Origin of the sequence: Mycobacterium sp. SP-6446 (genome assembly GCF_001954045.1) — a bacterium.
Classification (GTDB): domain Bacteria; phylum Actinomycetota; class Actinomycetes; order Mycobacteriales; family Mycobacteriaceae; genus Mycobacterium.
Genome location: NZ_MBEM01000207.1, coordinates 36,310 through 54,270, shown reverse-complemented (window position 1 = coordinate 54,270; position 17,961 = coordinate 36,310). Strand labels below are relative to the sequence as shown.

Genomic DNA, 17,961 nt, shown 5'->3' with positions numbered 1-17,961 from the left:
CAGCCAGCCGCCTGCCTGGCTTACCCACGATGTGGCAGCCGGATTCTCAATAGCGCCTGGAGATGCGCGGCGGTGACGAGCAATTCGTCCGCGGACACCGGGCTCAGGCACACGTTCGTCGGAAGCGCCCCATGGGGCATTACCACCACATCCAGGATTTCGCCCGTCTCGCCGACGAGGTCGAGCCGGTCTCCGGCTGTCAACGCCACCCAAGATGCTCCGTCGGCCCGAACCGCCATTCCCGCCGGCCATGCCTGCTCAAATGTGCATACCACCTCACCTGCGTGGCCATCGGGCGAGCCCGTCGCTCCCATTGGATAACGCAGGAGTTGCGCGCCGGACGTCGCGGTCACCAACAGTCCGGTCGAATCCGGGCTGAAACCAAGGCCATTGATCCAAACCGGCCCCGATTCGAGGACCAACTCTTTTGCGCCGGTGGCGGTATCAACGGTCCACACCCATCCGGGCTTGCTTTCGTCGGGATGAAAGAATTCCATTTCGGCGCGGGTGTCGGTGACCCAAAGTTGGCCATCAGGCCCGAATACGAGATCGTTCGGCGCGTCCATGCCATCAGCGAGGGTGTCGACGCGGCCGTCGCGGATGACCTGCACGCCAGGCTCGGCTTTCGCGTCGGCGCCAAAATCGCCGCCGTTCTGGGCGACGTAGATGACTCCCTCGGATCCGACGCACAGACCGTTGGGCCCGCCGCCAGTGTCGATCCTTTCCGCTGAACCCCCGCCTGGGTCGAGGATGTAAACGCAGCCGTGGCTAACCGAGACCAACGCAAACCTACCGTCGGGCAGGTAGGCGGGCCCTTCGGTGAATCCCAAACCATCAGCGATCATTTCGATCGTCATCAGGTCACCTTCTTCAGCGATGAATGGGTCGCGTGGCCCAGACCCAACCAGTGCTGAGAAATGATGTTACGGAAGACGTAGACGGTGCCGCCACTAATTCCGATCAGCCGCGAATCACGCCGTCCAGTGCATCGCCCATATTGTCTACTGTAATAATTACAGTACGATCGTACGCGAAGACCGTCCATTCAAGCCCATGATGTTGGAGATCAGGTGACGACCAACGTTCACGCCGCCGCCGGCACCGGCGACGAAACCGTCAGCCTGCGCGACCCCTACCCCTTCTTCGCCCATAAGCGCAGGCAGGCCGGCGTTTTCCGCGGCACCGTCATGGACTACTCGAAGACACCGGAATCCCTGATGCCCAAGCGGGAGTATTCCGCGGTTTCCTTCAACGCGGTCAACACGGTGTTCCGCGACGGCCGGATCTTCAGCTCCGAGCCCTACGACAAAACGATCGGCCTGTTCATTGGGCCCACCATCCTGGCGATGGAGGGAAAGAAGCATCGCGATCATCGCAACCTGGTCTCCGCCGCTTTCAAGTCGAAGGCGCTGGCGCAATGGGAGCCCGCCATCGTGCGGCCGGTCTGCAACGCGTTGATCGACGAGTTCATCGACGCCGGAACGGCGGATCTGGTCCGGAATTTCACCTTCGAGTTCCCCACCCGCGTCATCGCCCGGCTGCTCGGCCTGCCCGACGAAGACCTGGGAATGTTCCACCAGCGGGCCGTGGAGTTGATCAGCTACCACGTCAACTATGAGCGGGCCTTCGAGGCGTCGGCGGCGCTCAAGGACTACTTCGTCGAGCAGATCGAGCGGCGCAAATCCAAACCCACCGAGGACATCATCGGCGACCTGGTCACCGCCGAGATCGACGGCGAAAAGCTCAGCGACGAAGCCATCTACTCCTTCCTGCGACTGCTGCTGCCCGCCGGATTGGAGACCACGTACCGGTCGTCGGGAAACCTGCTGTATCTGCTCCTGACACATCCGGACCAATTCGCCGCGCTGCAAGCCGACCACGAACTGATCCCCCAGGCCATCGAGGAGGGACTGCGATTCGAGACGCCGCTGACCACCGTGCAGCGGTTCACCACCGAGGACACCGAAGTGGAAGGCGTTGCGATTCCGGCACGCTCGGTGATCGGCGTGTGCATCGGCTCCGCGAATCGCGACGAGCAACGCTGGGAGCGTTCGGAGGAGTTCGACATCTTCCGCAAGCATGTGCCGCACATCTCCTTCGCCGCCGGCGAGCACACGTGTCTGGGTCTGCACCTGGCGCGGCTGGAAACCCGCGTCGCCCTCGAATGCCTGCTGAATCGGTTGGCCAACATCAACCTGCTGGCGGACGACGACCCACACATCCGCGGTCAACCCTTCCGTTCGCCGACGGCGCTTCCGGTCACGTTCGACGCGAAGTAGGGTCCGGGAATGGTCAAGGTAATGGAGGGCTTTCGGGTCCTGGAGCTTGCGCAGTTCACGTTCGTCCCCGCGGCGGGGGCCATCCTCGCCGACTGGGGCGCGGACGTCCTCAAAGTCGAGCACCCGGTGCGCGGCGACACCCAGCGCGGCTTCCTCAACATGGGCGGCATCCAGGTCGATCCGGACCGGCACCCGTTGATGGAGCACCCTAACCGGGGCAAGCGCAGCATCGGGATCGATGTTTCCACCCCGGGCGGCCAGGAAGTGATCTACGAACTGGCCAAGACGTCCGACGTGTTCCTGACCAACTACATGCCCGCGCAGCGGCAGAAGCACAAATTCGACGTGGAACACATCCGCGCGGCGAACCCCAACATCGTGTATGCCCGCGGTTCCGCCTACGGCGACAAGGGCGCCGAGCGTGACGTCGGCGGGTACGACGGGACGGCGTTCTGGACGCGCAGTGGCATCGGATACGCGCTGACGCCCGAGGAGCTGGGCGGCGCACTGGGACAGGGCATTCCCGCGTTCGGCGATTCCATCGGCGGCATGTTCATCGCCGGCGGCATCTCGGCCGCGTTGCTGCATCGTGAGCGCACCGGCGAGGCCCTCGAGCTCGACGTGTCGTTGCTGAGCACCGCTTGGTGGGCGGCGGGGGCGAGCGTGACGCAGGGCATGGAAACCGGCGAGGTCATGCGCACGTTCATGCCGGGTTCCGGCGCGCCGTCGGTCAATCCGTTCATGGGCAACTACGAAACCTCCGACGGCGGCACCATCAACCTGTGCATCATCAGCCCAACCGGATTGATCCGCAACACCTTCGAGCATCTCGGCATCCCCGAGGCCGCCGACGATCCCCGCTTCGCGGACGTGCTCCCGTTGATACAGAACGCCGACGCCGCCGCCGAACTGATCGCGAAGGCCTTCGCCGGCAAGCCATTTGAATACTGGCGCCAGCACCTGAAAACGATGAAAGGTCAGTGGGCACCGTTCCAGAGCCTGATCGATCTGGCCAGCGACGAGCAGGCCATCGCCAACGACATGATCAGCGAGGTCGAGCTCGCCAGCGGCGGCGAACCGTTCAAGGTCGTGCGCGGCCCGGTGCAGTTCAACCACGAGCCGCTGGTGACTACCCGGGCTCCCCAGGCCTCCGAGCACACCGAGATCGTTCTGATGGAGCTCGGCATGGACTGGGATCGCATCGCCGAATTGAAGGAGGCCGGAGCCATCGCATGAACGACGTTGCCGTTATTGGTGTTGGGCTGCACCCGTTCGGTCGGTTCGAGGGCAAATCCGCGATGCAAATGGGAGCCGATGCGATTTTTGCCGCCGTCGCCGACGCCGGCGTCGCATGGCAGGACATCCAGTTCGCCACCGGTGGCAGCTGGACGGTGGCCAACCCCGACGCAATCGTCGCCATGGTCGGTCTGACCGGCATCCCGTTCACCAATGTGTTCAACGCCTGCGCGACCGCGGCCAGCGCCGTCAAGGCGTGTGCCGATGGGATCCGGTTGGGCGACTACGACATCGGCATCGCCGTTGGCTTGGACAAGCACCCGCGCGGAGCGTTCACCGAAGACCCTGCGCTGGTGGGTATGCCGAGATGGTATGCCGAGAACGGGCAGTACCTGACCACCAAGTTCTTCGGAATGAAGGCGAACCGCTATTTGCACGAACACAACATCTCTCAGGAGACGCTCGCCAAGGTCGCCGCCAAGAACTTCCGCAATGGAGCGTTGAACCCCAACGCCTTTCGCCGCAAGCCAATTCCCGAGGACCAGATCCTGAGTTCGCCGGTCCTCAACTACCCATTGACCCAGTACATGTTTTGCGCACCCGACGAGGGCGCCGCGGCCGCGGTGATGTGCAGGGCCGATATCGCACACCGCTACACCTCCAAACCGGTATACCTGCGGGCAGCGGAGGTGCGCACCCGCCGCTACGGCGCTTACGAGGTCAATACAACCTTCGCCCCGGTCGACGAGGATGTGTCGCCGACCGTTTACGCGGCGCAGGCCGCATTCGAAAGGGCCGGCGTGGCGCCCGACGATGTCGACGTGATTCAGCTGCAGGACACCGACGCCGGCGCCGAGATCATCCACATGGCCGAATGCGGATTCTGCGCGCACGGTGATCAGCAGAAGCTACTCGCCGACGGCGCCACCGAGATCGGCGGTGCGATGCCCGTCAATACCGATGGTGGGCTGATCGCCAACGGTGAGCCGATCGGCGCCTCCGGATTGCGCCAGATTCATGAAATCGTTCGCCAACTCCGCGACGAGGCCGGTGACCGGCAGGTCCCGGGCAATCCGAAGGTCGGGTTCGCTCAGCTATACGGGGCGCCGGGCACCGCCGCCGCCACGATTTTGACGACCTGACGCAGCGCCCAGCCCACCATCCCACAGATCGTCTGTAACTTTCGCGCGGGCCATTTCGTCGTAGTAGCGAGCGGGAAAAATCGCTTCCCGCAAAGCAGCTCGGCGGAAGGAATTGCGATGTCGCATTTGACTGGACAACTCGCGGTGCGGTGGCGCGCCGGTCGTGTCGGCGTCGTCGCGATCGCCGCCGCGGCAACCGGTCTGGCGTGGGTGTTGGGCCGGAAAGCCCACGTTGACTACATAGTGGATACGCCGATCGGCAGCCGGGAAATCACCCTCGCGCTGACCATCGTCGCCACCGTGGCCGCGGGCATAGCCGGCTGGATCGCGATCGCGCTGCTAGAGCGCTACGCCTCATCTCCCCGAAGCATGTGGATCGCGCTGAGCCTGGTCGTTCTGGTGGTATCCATCGTGCCGGTCTTCCGGACGACCGCGAACCTAGGCACCCAACTCATGTTGACCGCGCTGCACTGTGTGGCCGCAGCGGTCCTGATCCCCGCTCTGCCTCAGCGGCACAAGGCGGCAACCGGCCGCCGGTAACTATCGAAGGAGTTCTCATGCATATCGTGATTTTCGGTGCCAATGGATTGACCGGGAGGCTGCTGACGCGGCGCGTGCTCGACGCCGGTCACTCAGCGACTGCCGTAACCCGGCGCCCCGACGACTTTCCCATCACCGATCCGCGGCTGACGGTAGCCGGCGCGGACGCGCGACGCGAGGGCCTCGCCGGGATAGTCGGCGGCGCCGACGCCGTGCTATCGACGCTCGGTGTGCCGTTCACCCGCCAGCCCGTCGACACGTATTCGGTGGGCGCCCGCAACGTCGTGAATGCGATGCGCGAAACCGGCGTCGATCGGCTCGTCGTCGTGAGCTCCACCGGCGCCTACCCTGCGCCAGGCCGCCGCCAAGCGCCCCTGATGCTGCGGCTTTTTGAGCCGATCATCACCCGCACAATTGGTAAGACTGTCTACGACGACATCCGGCGGATGGACGCGTTGGTGCGCGAGAGCGGCCTCGACTGGACGATCGTGCGTCCGTCGGGATTGTTCGATTTGCCTGAGGTTACCAATTATGTTGCTGGAGAAGTGGATCCGGTAGGCGCATTCACGGCGCGCATCGACCTGGCGGACTACCTCGTCAAACTTGCCCAAGACGGGACGGCAAGGCGGAAGGCGGTCGTTGTCTCTACAACCGAGCACACGCCCACGGTGTGGGAAATGATCCGACGCGAGGCCTTCAAGAGCGACGCGCAGGCGACGAATGCCGCGGCGTCGCCTTAGGACCGCAACGATATTGACGACCGGCGCCGCGCAGCCTCAGGAAACTTTCGGCGGCGCGTAGGCGGGCTTGCCCAGCCCAAGCGCGTACTGGCCGATCATGTTTCGGAACACCTCTAGCGTGCCGCCGTAGATTCCGACCAAGGGAGCGAACCGGTAGGCGTATTCCGCGCTGCCGTCGTCGGCGGCCCCGTCGGTCCCATATGGCAGGGCCGACGCCGCTCCGAGGATGTCCATCAGCTCCGGGGAGATCTCCCGCATCGTTTGCGCGATGGCGACTCTGCCGTAGATGTTCGGGGACGACAGCGCCGCCTCCAGCCGAGAGAAGCTGCGGCCCAGTCGGTACGCGACCGACTTGTCATCGACGAGCCGGCGGCCGTCGGGGCCGGGCTGCGCCACGCGCACCACGGCCTTGTCCACCGCCTCGGCCAGCGAACCGGCTTGGTGCATCATGATCGACGTGTCCTGCAGCCCGTCGGGCGCGGCGGCGACCGCGCCGTGCTCGGTGTTGAGTGGCTCCCGCAGCACCGTCCAGCCCGCGTTCACGTCGCCGAGCCGATACTTGTCGTCAACGCGGACGTCGCTGTAGTAGACGATGTTGGTCCGGTCGCCGTCGACCGTGCGGATGCCCTGGATTTCGATGCCCGGGCTATCCAGTGGCACCAGAAACATGGTCAGGCTCTTGTGTTTCGGCGCGCCGGGGTCGGTGTTGGTGATCAGAAAGACGTACTGGCAGTTGTGCGCGCCGGTGGTGAACATCTTGGAGCCATTGATCACCCAGCTAGATCCATCGGCCTCCCGCACCGCCCGGGTTTTGCAGGTGGCGACGTCGGAGCCGCCTTCGGGTTCGGTGTAGCCCAGGCACAGCCGAACCTCGCCGCTGAAGACCTTGGGCAGCACCTCGTCGCGAACTTCCGGTGATCCGAACTTCTGCACCGAGCGCGCCACCATGGCGGTGGTCCCCCACGTCACCCACGGCACGTGCGCCCGGCGCTTCTCGAGCTCCCAGATGCGCCGATGCACCCGGCTGAACCCGCCTTCCGATTCGGGCTTCCACTCCTTGGCCAAATAGCCCGCGGCACCGAATTTGAGATGCAGACCTTCATCGAAGTTGTCGCCGGTCTCGCGGTCTCGCCGCCTGACCTCTTCGGTCATGTGGGTGCCGAGAAAGTTCCGCGCCTCGTCGAGGAAGGCCTGGTCCGCGTCGGACAGCTCAACCCGGGAGAAATCCATCGCTTTTCTGCTCCTGTCCTACCGTTGGGGGGCGTATTCTCGGGCGGTCACGATCTCGGCAACCCGCTGGGCGGTGGCACCCGGGTCGCCGCCCGCCAGCGGCCATCCCCTCGCTCGGACCAGATACGCCGTCGCGGCAGCCTCCGACGAAACCCCGAGGCCGCCTTGGATGTGCACTGCCATGGTTGCCGCCTTGGCGGCCTCCTCGGCCATGAACACGAATGCCGACGGCGCCAGCTCGGGTCGTTCGTCGGGTTCGTTGTCCAGGAACCACGCGGCACGGCGGGCGAGGTTCCGTCCGCCCTGGACGGTGATGGCCATGTTCGCCAGGGGATGCGAAATCGCCTGCAGCGTCGAGATGGGCACGCCCAGCGTGTAGCGGGATTTGGCGAACTCCGCGGCGATGGTCATCGTTTCCTCGACCAGGCCGACCAGGGCCGCCGCGGTCAGCAACCGCCATTCATCCAGGGCCCGTTGATAATTCGCGACCGCGTCGGGTCCTTCGGCGATGACCGCGCGGGTGTCGGCGGCGGCCGGATCCACCCACGCCATCGGCAACCGGCCGATGTTGTCGACCGTGGCCGGCCGGGTGTCGAAAGTCAGCCGTACCACCTGATCGCCGTCACGAATGATGGTGTGGTCGGCGATCGATCCGGTCGGTATCAGGCGCGGCCCCGGCGCGCCGTCGAGGCGCGCATCGAGGGCGGCGAGCTGTTCTCCATTGGTTACGCCGACGGTATCGGCGCCCAGTGCGCCCAGGCGTCCCAGCAACCGGGCCGCGCAGACATGGTCGATCCACGGAACCGGCGCCAGCGACCGGCCTATCTCTTCGGCCACCAGGGTCAGGTCGACCAGCGTCGCCCCGTCACCGCCACACGATTCGGGCAGCGCCATCGTGGTCGCGCCCATCGCACACAACCGCTCCCAGAGGTTCTTGTCGAAGCCGGAAGGCTCTGCGGCGCGCACCGTTTCGATCGGGCAGTGCGTTTTGAAGAACTGCCTGTACGCATTCTGCAGATCCACGTGATCGTCGGACAGGCTGTAGTCCAGTCTGCGTAGTTCGAAGCGGTCCATGGTCAGTGCTCCTGTCCGAAGAAGAATTCCTGCGCGTTGTTGTAGAGGTAGTTGTCCAGGACCTCGGCCGGCAGGTCCAGCGCACGGGCTTCGGGTATCACGCGGCGCATGCGCAGAACCGGCCAGTCGGACGCATAGATCACCTTGTCGGGTCCGCGCGTGCGCATGTAGTGCAGCAGGCTTTCCGGTAGCCGTTTCGGTGACCATGCCGACGTCATCAACCGCAGGTTGGCGTACTTGAGCAGCAACCGGATCGCGACGTCCCACCACGGGTCGGCGCCGTGGATCATGCACAGCTTCAGCTCCGGAAAACGCACGCACACCCGGTCCAGGTGCATGGGGTGCTGCACCTCTCCCGGAATCGGCGGGCCCGGGATGCCGGTGTTGACGCACAGCGGCAGGTCCAGCTCCGCGCATTTGGCGTAGAGCGGATAGTAGACGGCGTCGCTGGGCGGGTACTGCCCATCACCCCAAAAGCTCGGCCCCACAACCGCATACGCGACCGGCAGGTCGCCGACGACCGCGCTCAGTTCGCGCAGTGACCGGACCGGACGCAGCAGGTTGACCCCGCCCATGGCCAGCGCGAACCGATCCGGCTTGGCTTCGACGAACTTGCGCGCGGTGGTCGACGGATTGGCGAGCGAGTCCATCAGGATCGCCTTCTGCACGCCCTGCTCGTCCATCTCGTCGAGCAGCTCGGACAGGTCGACCGGAGCGAACATCGACTCCGGCCCCTTGAAGTAGTCGTCGCGGACCTTGAGCATCCAGGAGGGCTGGGAATCCGTCTCACCGAAGTGCACATTGATCAGGCAGTCGATCGCTCCTGTGTTCATGACACCTTCTGTTCGGCTTGCTCTCGGGCCCAGCGATAGTTGGGCTTACCGTTGCCGAGCCGCTGAATCTGCTCGACGAAGATGAATGCCTTGGGCGCCTTGAAATGCGCGAGCTGCGCGGTGCAGAAGGTGTAGAGGTCCTGCCCGTCTCCGGCGAGGTCGGCGCCCGGGTGTGCGGCGACGAGCGCGACGACTTCCTGGCCCCACCGTTCGCTCGGGCGCCCGACCACGAGGGCGTCGGCGATGCCCGGATGTGCGCGCAGCACCTCTTCGACCTCTTCGACGAAGACCTTTTCGCCCCCGGTGTTGACCACGAGGGAATCGCGGCCGAAAAGGCGGATGGTGCCGTCCTTTTCAAGGGACGCCCGGTCGCCCGGGATCACCACCCGCTGGCCGTCGATTTCCGGGAAGGTTCGTTGGGTGCCATCGGGATCGCTGAAGTATCCGAGCGGAATCCGGCCGGTCCTCGCGGCCCACCCGACTTCCCGCTCACCGGGCTCCAGGAACCGGCTGCGGTCGGCGGAGACGACCGTGGCGCCAACCCTGGGTTCGAAGGTTTCGCTGGCGTGCCCGTCGCGGCTGTGCCCGAATGCCATGTTTCCGGATTCCGACGATCCGTAGCCTTCGATGATGGTGATGTGTGGCAGGCATTCCATCAGTGCCCGTTTGTATTTCGCATTGGTGGCCGCGCCGCCGGTGCCGATGGCGTTCAGCGCCGACAGATCGTAGGTGTGCGCGCGTAGTTCGGCGACCAGCGGGCCGGCGTACGCGTCGCCGACCATGGTCATCATGCCCACCTTTTCCCGCTCGGCGGTTTTCCACACCGACCGGACGTCGAGCTTGTGGCGATCGTCGTAGAGCACCACGGGCAGGCCCGCACAGAGCGCCGCGAACGCCGTCCACATCCCCGCCGCATGCATCAGTGGCGAGACCGCAAACCAGGGCGGGCCGCCGGAGCGGACCTTGTCGTGGATCTCGGTGACGCTGTCGTGGTCGGCACCCACCATCGACGACACGTACATGTCGCTTTGGCGCCAGAGCACTCCCTTGGGCCGACCTGTCGTTCCGCCGGTGCACATCATGATCAAATCGTCTGGCGATCCAGCCAGGTCGAGGTCGGCGGCCCCGGCGGCCAACGCGTCATCGAGCGAGATGGCCCCCGGCAGTTCGGAAGCGCCGCTGCCGTCGTCCACGGATATCAACAACTCAGTGCCGTTCGGCGGCAATACCTCCGCGAACCGGGCGCCGAGCGAGCGGTGATAGATAATGCCCCGGGGACGGATGTAGTCGAGCAGGTCGCCGATCTCACGCACCGAGTAGTGATGGTTGACGTTGACCGGAACCACGCGCGCTTTCAGGCATCCGATCAGCATGTCCGGATACAGGTCGTTGTACATGATGAGCGCGATCCGGTCCTGACCACATTCCCATCGTTCGAGCGTGTCGCGCGACGCGTAAACCCCGAATCCCTTGTCGGCGAGGAAATTTGCCAGCCTATTGGTTCGAACTGCCGAGTCGGCGAAGGTGCTGCGGCGGTCACCGCAGGCGGTCATCAGGCGGTCGGGTACGACCTCGGCGATAGCGTCGAGCACCGCCCCGACGGTCCATTCGCTCACCGGGCTGGCCGCCTACGCCGCCACTGGGGCTTTGACGCCCAGCAGATCTAAGGCGTTGTCGCGCATGATCTTCCGAATGTCCGCTTCGCTGAAATCCTTGAGCTCTTCGACAAACGACACCGGTGATTCGAGGCCTTCGCCATGCGGCCAGTCGGAGCCGAACAGGATCTTGTCGACGCCGATGACTTGCGCCAACTCCGGCAAATCGTCCTCGTAGTAGGGGGCGATCCAGACGTTGTTGCGCAATTGCTCCACCGGGTCCTCGGGGAAATCACGGGGCTGCGTGTTGGCCGCCTTCTTCAGGCGCTTGACCAGCCGGTGGACGAAGTACGAACCGTTTTCGATGCTGACCGCCTTGAGTTTCGGATGCCGGGTGAACACGCCGTGCACGATCATCGAGGCCATCGTGTCGTGGATTGCGCGGTCGTCGAGAAGAACGTTATCCAGCGGGTCCTTGGCGCCGAACCCCTCGAACGTCGACTTGCCGCCCCACGCCGCCGCGATGTGCAGATAACCGCTGTCGCTCAGGTGGAATCCCACCGGAACCCCCGCCTCGGCGAGCCGCGCCCATACCGGATCGTGGCTGCGATCACCCAGTGACCGCGGCTTGACCAGGCCGGGCACCGGCGCCGGTCGCACCAACACAAGCTTGGCGCCGCGCTCCAACACGAACTCCAACTCGGCGAGGGCCTGGACCGGATCGGCCAACGAGATGATCGGCGCGGCGATGATCCGGTGGTCGGGCCGGTCGAAGCCCCAGTCCTCGTCCAGCCACAGGTTGAAGGCGTGCACCGACGCCATCGTCGCCTCGATGTCGTGCTTGAGCGCCTCCTCGACCCCGCACCCGAATGTCGGCAGCATGAACACGGTCTCGATGTCCTGGGTGTCCATCACCTCAATGCGCGCATCACGGTTCTGGTACTCGGGATGTTCGGCCAGTCGCTCGACCTTCATCAGTGACGCCGGGTCGACGCCTTCGGGAATCTCGCCGCGGAACAACAAGTCCAGGCAGCCCGGCACGATGATTGGGTCGAAGGTGGGATTGGGAACGAAATGGTTGACCCGGCCCCCGATCACGGCCAGAGTGCGCTTGCCGTGGGTGACCATCTGCACGCCGCGGCTCTTGAACGCCTTGTCCAGGTGGCGGGTGAACGCATCGAGCGGCTCGTAGTAGTGGTTGTCGACGTCAATCGCCTTGTACCGCAGGCTACTCATCATGATTCCTTTCCAGTACCCGCGAGCGAGGGAAACTGCGGCGGGCGCTTCTCGAGGAAGCTGGTAATCCCTTCGATGACGTCAGGCCGCGGCATCGCCTCGTGCAGCAACACCTCGGCAAGAGCAGTGGCTTCCACGACGTCGCGGGTCGCGTCGCCGTATACCTGCGTCTTGATCACCGCCATCGACGCCGGCGAGCAATTGCGCGCGATGTCCTCGGCGTAGTCGAGCGCGCGCTTCATCAGGTCGTCCGGCGCGACGACCTCTTTGACGAGACCCAGCTGGGCGGCCTCTTCGGCGAGAAAGGTGCGCCCGCTCAGTAGCAGGTCGAGAGCGACGCCCCAGTTGGTCAGGCGCGGAAGTATCCAGGAGATGCCGAACTCCGCGATCAGCCCGCGGCGGGCGAACACGGCGGCGAACTTCGCTCCGGCGGCGGCAAATCGGACGTCGCACATCAGCGCCTGGGTGAGACCGATGCCGACGCAGGAACCGTTGATCGCGGCGATGACGGGTTTGCGCAGCGTGGTCACGAAATGCGGCGGGCGTTCGCCGACCAGGTCGGCCAGGTCGGTCTGACCCGCCTTCTCCATGGTCTCGCCCATTTTTTCCGCCGAACCGGGCGCGCCCAGATAGGCGCCGGCGCAGAATCCCCTGCCCCGGCCGGTCAGCACGACCACCCGGACGTCCGGGTCCTGTTCGGCGCGGTCGACGGCGGCGTAGAACCCGGCGGCAAGGTCGGGGCCCCAGGCGTTGAGGCGCTCCGGGCGATTGAACGTGAGGATCGCGATTCCACTGTCGGTGGCCTCGTACAACACCGCGTCTTCGGCGTCTGAGGCGCCGTCGCTGCCGGACATCGTGCGCGGCACCCCCTCGTACTTGACTGCCGGATTCGGTGGGCTTTTTGTACCCATACTGTATACCTATCGGTACCGCATTCCACAACTGCCACCGAGGCCACACGAAACCCAGGCCAAACAGCGAATTCCGGGTCGCGGAGGTTGTCGACCGGGGCCGCGAATCCCCCGCTCAGGAGGCGATCGGATCACTCGCGCCTCGGGTGTGGCGAGCGACACGCCGCGAACACGTTTTGTCCCGCCCCGTGACCGGGAAGACGAAGACGAGACATCCATTAGCGAGGGGAGGGAATGCAATGGTTGACATCAAGAGCGGTGTGGCGGAAGCCGTCAAGGGCGTCGTGGAAGACGTGAAGGGCAAGGCGAAGGTCGTCGTCGGCGCGGTGATCGGTCGTGACGACTTGTTCAACGAGGGTAAGGCCCAGCAGGACAAGGCCCAGGCCCAGCGCAATGCGGCGAAGAAGGAGGCCGAAGCCGAATCCGCCCGCAGCGCGGCCAAGCTTGCGGAGAGGCGCCAGCAGGCCGAACAACATTAAGCACGAACCGTACGGCGAAGGCCCGGCCCATTGGGGGTCGGGCCTTTCGCCTTTGAAAATAACGTGCTGCCAATCGTTTTCGCGCGAAAGCTACTGGTCGATGAGCCCCAACCGGCGATAGGCCTTTTCGATCTGCGCCTTGGCCTCGGGCGGCAACACCGCTTGGGGCGGCCGGGAATGCGGATAGTCACCTATCGGCAGACCCAGCAGAGAGGCGGCGTACTTGAACGCGCCACCCCAGTGCGTGAAGTAATCCGATCGCCCCGGGTAGCAGGTCCACCAAGACCCGATGTCCAGGTCGAACTGATCCATCCCGGACTCGCGCCCGTAGTCCATCGCCTCGAGGAGTTTGTCGTTGCACACCAGATCCCAGTACTCGGAAAACAGTCGCCGCTTGGGAGTCTCGAACAGATAGCCGGCCGTACCCAATTGCGCCGGGCACACGATGCCGGCACGCAACCACCCCGCGCGGTACACGGTCCGGTCGCATTCCCAGACCGCCAAGTCGGGCGCCAACTCGTGCAGCCGCCGGCTCGCCTCCGGCCGGAAGGCGCCCTCCTTGGTGGCGCACACGGCGGGTACCTCGTCGTAGATCCGCGCACTTTCGGCCGGGGTCAACACGTAGCCGGACGACGGGGAGTTGAACATTCCCAACGCGATATCCGTGCGCGCGGCGATGTACTTGAAGAACCTCAACACGCCCTCGCCGCCGTGGGCCTCCATCATCGGCGTTTGGATGTAGGCGATGTCGGCGCCCACCTCTTGCGCGTGGAGCGTCAACGCCAAACAGTCCTTCGCCGACATCGCGGCCGTGCAGGCCTGCACGACGACATCCGGATTCAGCCTGCGCGCCTCCTCGATCGCCACCTCTAACAGACGTCTGCGCTCATCGAGCGTCAGCGACCAGAACTCGGCGATGCCGCTGGTGCACCACAACATCGGGTGGCCGAGGTCGCCGACGCAGTAGCGCACCAGCGTCCGATAGGCGTCCCAGTCGATTTCATCACCGTCGGTCCCGCAGAACGGGGTATAGAGGGAGTCGCCGATTCCCCGCAACGCCCCTCGCGCCCAAACACGAGCCTCGGCAGCCGTCGCCATAGTCCACTCCTTATGCGAGCCAAACGATTTGGAAGTCAGGTGAAGTCGGAACCACCGTCGACGTTGATGTTGGCCCCGGTCATGTAGGAGTTCCGCCGCGACGCGAGGAACGCGGCGACGGGCCCGATTTCTTCGGGTAGCCCGGCCCGAGGCATTTGCGCCGGATGCCCGAAGTGCTTGCCGATTGCCTCCATCAGGCGATAGGGATCGCTCCCGTCGACGCCGACCGAATTCGCCCAGCCGACGAGCGACTCGGACGCGATGCTGCCCGGCGACACGACGTTGACCAGAATCTCGTCCTTCGCCAGCAACAGGGACAGGTTTTTCGAGACGCTGGTCAGCATTGACTTGGCCGCCGTATAGGCGGGCAGCATCACACTTTGTCGCTGCGTCGAGTGCGCCGAAAAGTTGACGATCCGAGCCCATTGCGCGTTGCGCAGCAACGGAAGTGCGGCGCGAACGCAACGAACCATCCCCATTACGCCGTCTTCGACGGCCTGGCGCCACTGGTCGTCGGTCAGGACTTCGAAGGTGCCTGGCGCGCCCGGCCCGACGGTATTGATGAGCACGTTGAGTTCGCCGTTCCACCGCTGCCCAAGCTCGGCGAAGACCTTGTCGACCTCGCCGGCGTCACCGATGTCGGCGGCGAACCCGAGGGCATCGGGACTGCCGCGCCCCGCCAAATCCGCCACCGCGCTGTCGAGGCTCGCTCGGGTCCGGCCGACGACCGCTACCCGGGCGCCTTCCTCAGCGAGGCAGCGCGCCGTCGCCAGGCCCATGCCGCGGCTACCGCCGACGACCACCGCCGAGGCGTTCGCCAGCCCTAAATCCATGGCGCGATCCGCGGCTCATCGGGAGATTCACCCACAGGGTTGCGCCCGGCCATCTTCGCCCGTCCAGCCTTATTTACCAAAAAGCCTACGATAGGTATTACAGTAGCAGATGGAAATCCGCACGAGAGCCGAGTTGACTGGTCAAAGGCGAACAGCGACACGCCCGCGTATGCGCAGGTGGGAAAGGATCTGCCGGTAGATTCACCTGCACGGGTGGCGCGGTTCTTCCAGACCGCAGACGCAGGATACATTTTGATGGAGGTGCCCGTAGTGGCAAAGCAGGCAACCGCCGATAAGCGGCAGCGACGCGAACGCGGATCCATCAATCCCGATGACATCATCAGCGGCGCATTCGAACTCGCAGAGCAGGTATCGATCGACAACCTGAGCATGCCGCTGCTCGGCAAACACCTCGGCGTCGGCGTCACCAGCATCTACTGGTACTTCCGCAAGAAGGACGATCTGCTCAACGCGATGACCGATCGCGCCTTGAGCAAGTACGTGTTTGCCACCCCGTACGTCGAAGCGAACGACTGGCGCGAGACATTGCGCAACCACGCACGTTTGATGCGTAAGACGTTCATGGGCAACCCAATTCTGTGCGACCTGATTCTGATTCGCGCGGCGCTCAGCCCCAAAGCCGCCCGCCTGGGGGCCCAGGAGATGGAAAAAGCGATCGCCAACCTGGTCGAGGCCGGGCTGACGCCCGAGGATGCCTTTGACACCTACTCCGCGATTTCGATGCACGTCCGCGGGTCGGTGGTGCTGCAGCGGCTCTACGAAAAGAACCAATCGACGGACCTCGGACAGCGTGCAATCGAGGACGCCGTCGCCATCGATCCCGGGACCACTCCCCTGCTGGCCCAAGTCACCGGAATCGGCCACCGCATCGGGGCTCCCGACGAGACCAATTTCGAATACGGCCTCAACTGCATCCTCGACCACGCCGACCGGTTGATCGAAGAGGGCAAGGGGGCGAAGGGCGCCAAGTCGGCGCCGTCGCGGCAACGCAAGGCGGCCAAGTCACCCGCTCAGCGGGCGCGAAGCAAGGCGGCTGCGGCACGTTAGCCCCCGGCTAGCCCAATCGAATCGGGTTATCACGCTTCGGGTTCCGGCACGTGGAAGTGCTCATCACGTAGCCGAAATGCTTCCTTGGTGCCGTGCTGTGCGCGGGTCTTGACGAAGTTGAATTCGTCCGGCCCGAACTGCAAGTTGGTGCCGAAGGCGTGGAACAGATAGCTCGCCACCTCCTCGCCCTGGTACGCCTGGGTCTGCTCGACGAGGCGGAACGCCTCCTTGGCGATGACGACTCCATCCGCCGGCATCTTGGCCGCCTTCTCCGCCCAGTACTGGGCGCGCACCGTGACGGAGCCGGGATCGCATGTGTCAGTGAAGATTCCGAGCTGCTCGATGTCGCCGGCTTCGATTACGTCGCCGGTCAGCAGCAGACGCCGGGCCAGCACGGGTCCCAGCCGGTGGAAGAACATGTGCAGGCTGCCGAGCGCGGGCCCGAGGAAGCGCGTCGCCGGCATGCCGATCTTGGTGTCGCGCGCGATGACGGAGATGTCGGTCATCAGCGCCATCTCGAAGCCGCCGCCCAGGGCGTAGCCGGCGATCTCACCGACCGTTACCTTGGGGAAGCCCAGCAAGTTGTGGTAGAAGCCAAATGACTTGCGGTCCACGGTGAGTCGCCTGCGCTGGCTGGGACGGCGCTTGGCCGCCGCATCGTCCTGGCCGCCCTCCTTGCCATACCAGCCGTACGCGTTGTTCATGTCGGCGCCGGTGCTGAAGACGCCGTGGGCCCCGCGCAGCAGGACCACCGTGAGGTCGTCATCGTCGGCCACGCGATCCAGGTAACGGGCGACGGCGTCGCGCATGGCGGCATCGTAGGAGTTGCGTTGCGTGGGATTGTTCAGCGTGATCGTCGCGATTCGCCGCTCCGGATCGACGTCGAAAAGTACACGATCGTCCGGGTCGCCCGAGGCAGTCATCCGTCGGATTCCTTTCGCCGCCTGCCGAATTTGAATCCGGTCAGTTTCTCCGGCGGCGAGGCCAACGTGTTGACCTCACCGATGCACAGCACTTCGTCGTCGAGCAGGAGCCGGGCCGTCGACGTGATCCCCCGTTCGGCCGGCGAGCGAACGATGTCGAACCGCAGCTCGGTCAGGACCGGCGTGGGGCGGCGGAACGTCACGAGCAGCGATCGCGTTTTGCCGGAAAGCCCGGTGACGCAATTGTGATGCTGTATGACGCAGTCGAAAAAGACGCCCAGAAAGCCGCCGTGCACCAGTCCGGGCGGCCCTTCGTAAACGACGGGAAAGGCGACCCGGCCGCCGGCCGTCTCGGCGTCGAGACGGTCGAACCCATACTCCGGAAAGCACGGGTTGTAGGCGCCGATGTCGGTGGCGTGATTGAGATAGACCCGCCGGGGATCGTCGTCCATCTCACCGATTCGGGGCGCGTAGTCCGTCGGTGCGGCGGCGTCCAGCTCGCTTTCCCATTCGGCGAACTTGGCCAGCATGACATCGACCGTCGGGTGATCGTGCTCGAGGCTGAGCAGCAGCGAGCTGAGGCGCCGCATGGCGCCAGCAGCGGCCATGGTCTGGGCCAGCGGGGCCTCGCCAAATTTGGCGTCCGGCCTGGCAGCGTGAGTGCCCGCCGAGGCGGGCGCGGCCTGCCCTCGCTCGAAGGCCATGCTTCCCTCTTTTCGCCGGGTCAGACCCGGGATATTTCCG

General features: G+C 64.9%; 18 protein-coding genes. 7 read left to right on the top strand and 11 right to left on the bottom strand.

Features of this window, described 5'->3' with window-relative positions:
* Positions 1 to 20 precede the first annotated feature (20 nt).
* Positions 21 to 857: an SMP-30/gluconolactonase/LRE family protein gene (locus tag A5736_RS18535; RefSeq protein ID WP_076247853.1), complete on the bottom strand. Its 837-nt coding sequence runs from the start codon at positions 855 to 857 to the stop codon at positions 21 to 23.
* 213 nt (positions 858 to 1,070) lie between these two features.
* Between A5736_RS18535 and A5736_RS18530 the strand changes: the two genes are divergently transcribed.
* From A5736_RS18530 to A5736_RS18510, 5 genes are all read left to right on the top strand, one after another.
* Positions 1,071 to 2,279, top strand: coding sequence for a cytochrome P450 (locus tag A5736_RS18530; RefSeq protein ID WP_076247851.1), 1,209 nt, complete (start codon positions 1,071 to 1,073; stop codon positions 2,277 to 2,279).
* A 21-nt stretch (positions 2,280 to 2,300) separates the two neighbouring features.
* On the top strand, positions 2,301 to 3,515 hold the full coding sequence (locus tag A5736_RS18525) for a CaiB/BaiF CoA-transferase family protein (RefSeq protein ID WP_076247939.1): 1,215 nt from the start codon (positions 2,301 to 2,303) through the stop codon (positions 3,513 to 3,515).
* Complete coding sequence (locus A5736_RS18520; RefSeq protein ID WP_076127131.1) at positions 3,512 to 4,657, top strand: thiolase family protein; 1,146 nt, start codon at positions 3,512 to 3,514, stop codon at positions 4,655 to 4,657. The genes A5736_RS18525 and A5736_RS18520 overlap by 4 nt, the downstream gene beginning before the upstream one ends.
* 117 nt (positions 4,658 to 4,774) lie before the next feature.
* Positions 4,775 to 5,197 carry a DUF6069 family protein gene (locus A5736_RS18515; protein WP_076247849.1) on the top strand — a complete coding sequence of 141 codons (423 nt, stop codon included), beginning with the start codon at positions 4,775 to 4,777 and terminating at the stop codon, positions 5,195 to 5,197.
* Between the two features lie 17 nt (positions 5,198 to 5,214).
* Complete coding sequence (locus A5736_RS18510; RefSeq protein WP_076247847.1) at positions 5,215 to 5,937, top strand: NAD(P)-dependent oxidoreductase; 723 nt, start codon at positions 5,215 to 5,217, stop codon at positions 5,935 to 5,937.
* Between the two features lie 36 nt (positions 5,938 to 5,973).
* On the opposite strand, the gene A5736_RS18505 is transcribed toward A5736_RS18510, so the two are convergent.
* From A5736_RS18505 to A5736_RS18480, 6 genes are read right to left on the bottom strand one after another with little or no spacing between them, the layout of a single operon-like run.
* On the bottom strand, positions 5,974 to 7,167 hold the full coding sequence (locus tag A5736_RS18505) for an acyl-CoA dehydrogenase family protein (protein WP_076127125.1): 1,194 nt from the start codon (positions 7,165 to 7,167) through the stop codon (positions 5,974 to 5,976).
* Positions 7,168 to 7,185: 18 nt separating this feature from the next.
* The gene (locus A5736_RS18500; RefSeq protein ID WP_076247845.1) at positions 7,186 to 8,241 is read right to left on the bottom strand and encodes an acyl-CoA dehydrogenase family protein; all 1,056 of its coding nucleotides are present in this window, start codon (positions 8,239 to 8,241) and stop codon (positions 7,186 to 7,188) included.
* A 2-nt stretch (positions 8,242 to 8,243) separates the two neighbouring features.
* Complete coding sequence (locus A5736_RS18495) at positions 8,244 to 9,074, bottom strand: amidohydrolase family protein (protein WP_076247843.1); 831 nt, start codon at positions 9,072 to 9,074, stop codon at positions 8,244 to 8,246.
* Entirely contained in the window at positions 9,071 to 10,690 is a 1,620-nt protein-coding gene (locus A5736_RS18490; protein WP_076247841.1) for an acyl-CoA synthetase, read from the bottom strand. Before A5736_RS18490 ends, A5736_RS18495 begins: the two co-directional genes overlap by 4 nt.
* Before the next feature lie 12 nt (positions 10,691 to 10,702).
* Entirely contained in the window at positions 10,703 to 11,905 is a 1,203-nt protein-coding gene (locus tag A5736_RS18485; protein ID WP_076127117.1) for an amidohydrolase family protein, read from the bottom strand.
* Positions 11,905 to 12,759: an enoyl-CoA hydratase gene (locus tag A5736_RS18480; protein WP_076247937.1), complete on the bottom strand. Its 855-nt coding sequence runs from the start codon at positions 12,757 to 12,759 to the stop codon at positions 11,905 to 11,907. Before A5736_RS18480 ends, A5736_RS18485 begins: the two co-directional genes overlap by 1 nt.
* A gap of 296 nt (positions 12,760 to 13,055) precedes the next feature.
* Here A5736_RS18480 and A5736_RS18475 point away from each other — a divergent pair, with 296 nt between their 5' ends.
* Positions 13,056 to 13,295 carry a CsbD family protein gene (locus tag A5736_RS18475; protein ID WP_076247839.1) on the top strand — a complete coding sequence of 80 codons (240 nt, stop codon included), beginning with the start codon at positions 13,056 to 13,058 and terminating at the stop codon, positions 13,293 to 13,295.
* A 90-nt stretch (positions 13,296 to 13,385) separates the two neighbouring features.
* On the opposite strand, the gene A5736_RS18470 is transcribed toward A5736_RS18475, so the two are convergent.
* Both A5736_RS18470 and A5736_RS18465 read right to left on the bottom strand, forming a co-directional pair.
* Positions 13,386 to 14,393 (bottom strand): dihydrodipicolinate synthase family protein, encoded by a 1,008-nt coding sequence (locus A5736_RS18470; protein ID WP_076127113.1) that lies wholly within the window; start codon positions 14,391 to 14,393, stop codon positions 13,386 to 13,388.
* A gap of 35 nt (positions 14,394 to 14,428) precedes the next feature.
* On the bottom strand, positions 14,429 to 15,226 hold the full coding sequence (locus A5736_RS18465) for an SDR family NAD(P)-dependent oxidoreductase (protein ID WP_076127111.1): 798 nt from the start codon (positions 15,224 to 15,226) through the stop codon (positions 14,429 to 14,431).
* A gap of 255 nt (positions 15,227 to 15,481) precedes the next feature.
* Here A5736_RS18465 and A5736_RS18460 point away from each other — a divergent pair, with 255 nt between their 5' ends.
* Positions 15,482 to 16,294 carry a TetR/AcrR family transcriptional regulator gene (locus A5736_RS18460; RefSeq protein ID WP_076127318.1) on the top strand — a complete coding sequence of 271 codons (813 nt, stop codon included), beginning with the start codon at positions 15,482 to 15,484 and terminating at the stop codon, positions 16,292 to 16,294.
* A gap of 29 nt (positions 16,295 to 16,323) precedes the next feature.
* On the opposite strand, the gene A5736_RS18455 is transcribed toward A5736_RS18460, so the two are convergent.
* Both A5736_RS18455 and A5736_RS18450 read right to left on the bottom strand, forming a co-directional pair.
* A complete protein-coding gene (locus tag A5736_RS18455; protein ID WP_076247837.1) occupies positions 16,324 to 17,217 on the bottom strand; it encodes an enoyl-CoA hydratase/isomerase family protein in 894 nt (297 codons plus the stop codon).
* Complete coding sequence (locus A5736_RS18450) at positions 17,214 to 17,921, bottom strand: hypothetical protein (RefSeq protein WP_076247835.1); 708 nt, start codon at positions 17,919 to 17,921, stop codon at positions 17,214 to 17,216. Before A5736_RS18450 ends, A5736_RS18455 begins: the two co-directional genes overlap by 4 nt.
* Positions 17,922 to 17,961: the final 40 nt, after the last annotated feature.

Coding starts and splice junctions, on each gene's coding strand:
- A5736_RS18500 (WP_076247845.1), bottom strand. CDS start 8,241: ATGGACCGCTTCGAACTACGCAGACTGGACTACAGCCTGTCCGACGAT.
- A5736_RS18495 (WP_076247843.1), bottom strand. CDS start 9,074: ATGAACACAGGAGCGATCGACTGCCTGATCAATGTGCACTTCGGTGAG.
- A5736_RS18485 (WP_076127117.1), bottom strand. CDS start 11,905: ATGAGTAGCCTGCGGTACAAGGCGATTGACGTCGACAACCACTACTAC.
- A5736_RS18465 (WP_076127111.1), bottom strand. CDS start 15,226: ATGGATTTAGGGCTGGCGAACGCCTCGGCGGTGGTCGTCGGCGGTAGC.
- A5736_RS18520 (WP_076127131.1), top strand. CDS start 3,512: ATGAACGACGTTGCCGTTATTGGTGTTGGGCTGCACCCGTTCGGTCGG.
- A5736_RS18505 (WP_076127125.1), bottom strand. CDS start 7,167: ATGGATTTCTCCCGGGTTGAGCTGTCCGACGCGGACCAGGCCTTCCTC.
- A5736_RS18525 (WP_076247939.1), top strand. CDS start 2,301: ATGGAGGGCTTTCGGGTCCTGGAGCTTGCGCAGTTCACGTTCGTCCCC.
- A5736_RS18450 (WP_076247835.1), bottom strand. CDS start 17,921: ATGGCCTTCGAGCGAGGGCAGGCCGCGCCCGCCTCGGCGGGCACTCAC.
- A5736_RS18475 (WP_076247839.1), top strand. CDS start 13,056: ATGGTTGACATCAAGAGCGGTGTGGCGGAAGCCGTCAAGGGCGTCGTG.
- A5736_RS18535 (WP_076247853.1), bottom strand. CDS start 857: ATGACGATCGAAATGATCGCTGATGGTTTGGGATTCACCGAAGGGCCC.
- A5736_RS18510 (WP_076247847.1), top strand. CDS start 5,215: ATGCATATCGTGATTTTCGGTGCCAATGGATTGACCGGGAGGCTGCTG.
- A5736_RS18460 (WP_076127318.1), top strand. CDS start 15,482: ATGGAGGTGCCCGTAGTGGCAAAGCAGGCAACCGCCGATAAGCGGCAG.
- A5736_RS18455 (WP_076247837.1), bottom strand. CDS start 17,217: ATGACTGCCTCGGGCGACCCGGACGATCGTGTACTTTTCGACGTCGAT.
- A5736_RS18470 (WP_076127113.1), bottom strand. CDS start 14,393: ATGGCGACGGCTGCCGAGGCTCGTGTTTGGGCGCGAGGGGCGTTGCGG.
- A5736_RS18480 (WP_076247937.1), bottom strand. CDS start 12,759: ATGTCCGGCAGCGACGGCGCCTCAGACGCCGAAGACGCGGTGTTGTAC.
- A5736_RS18515 (WP_076247849.1), top strand. CDS start 4,775: ATGTCGCATTTGACTGGACAACTCGCGGTGCGGTGGCGCGCCGGTCGT.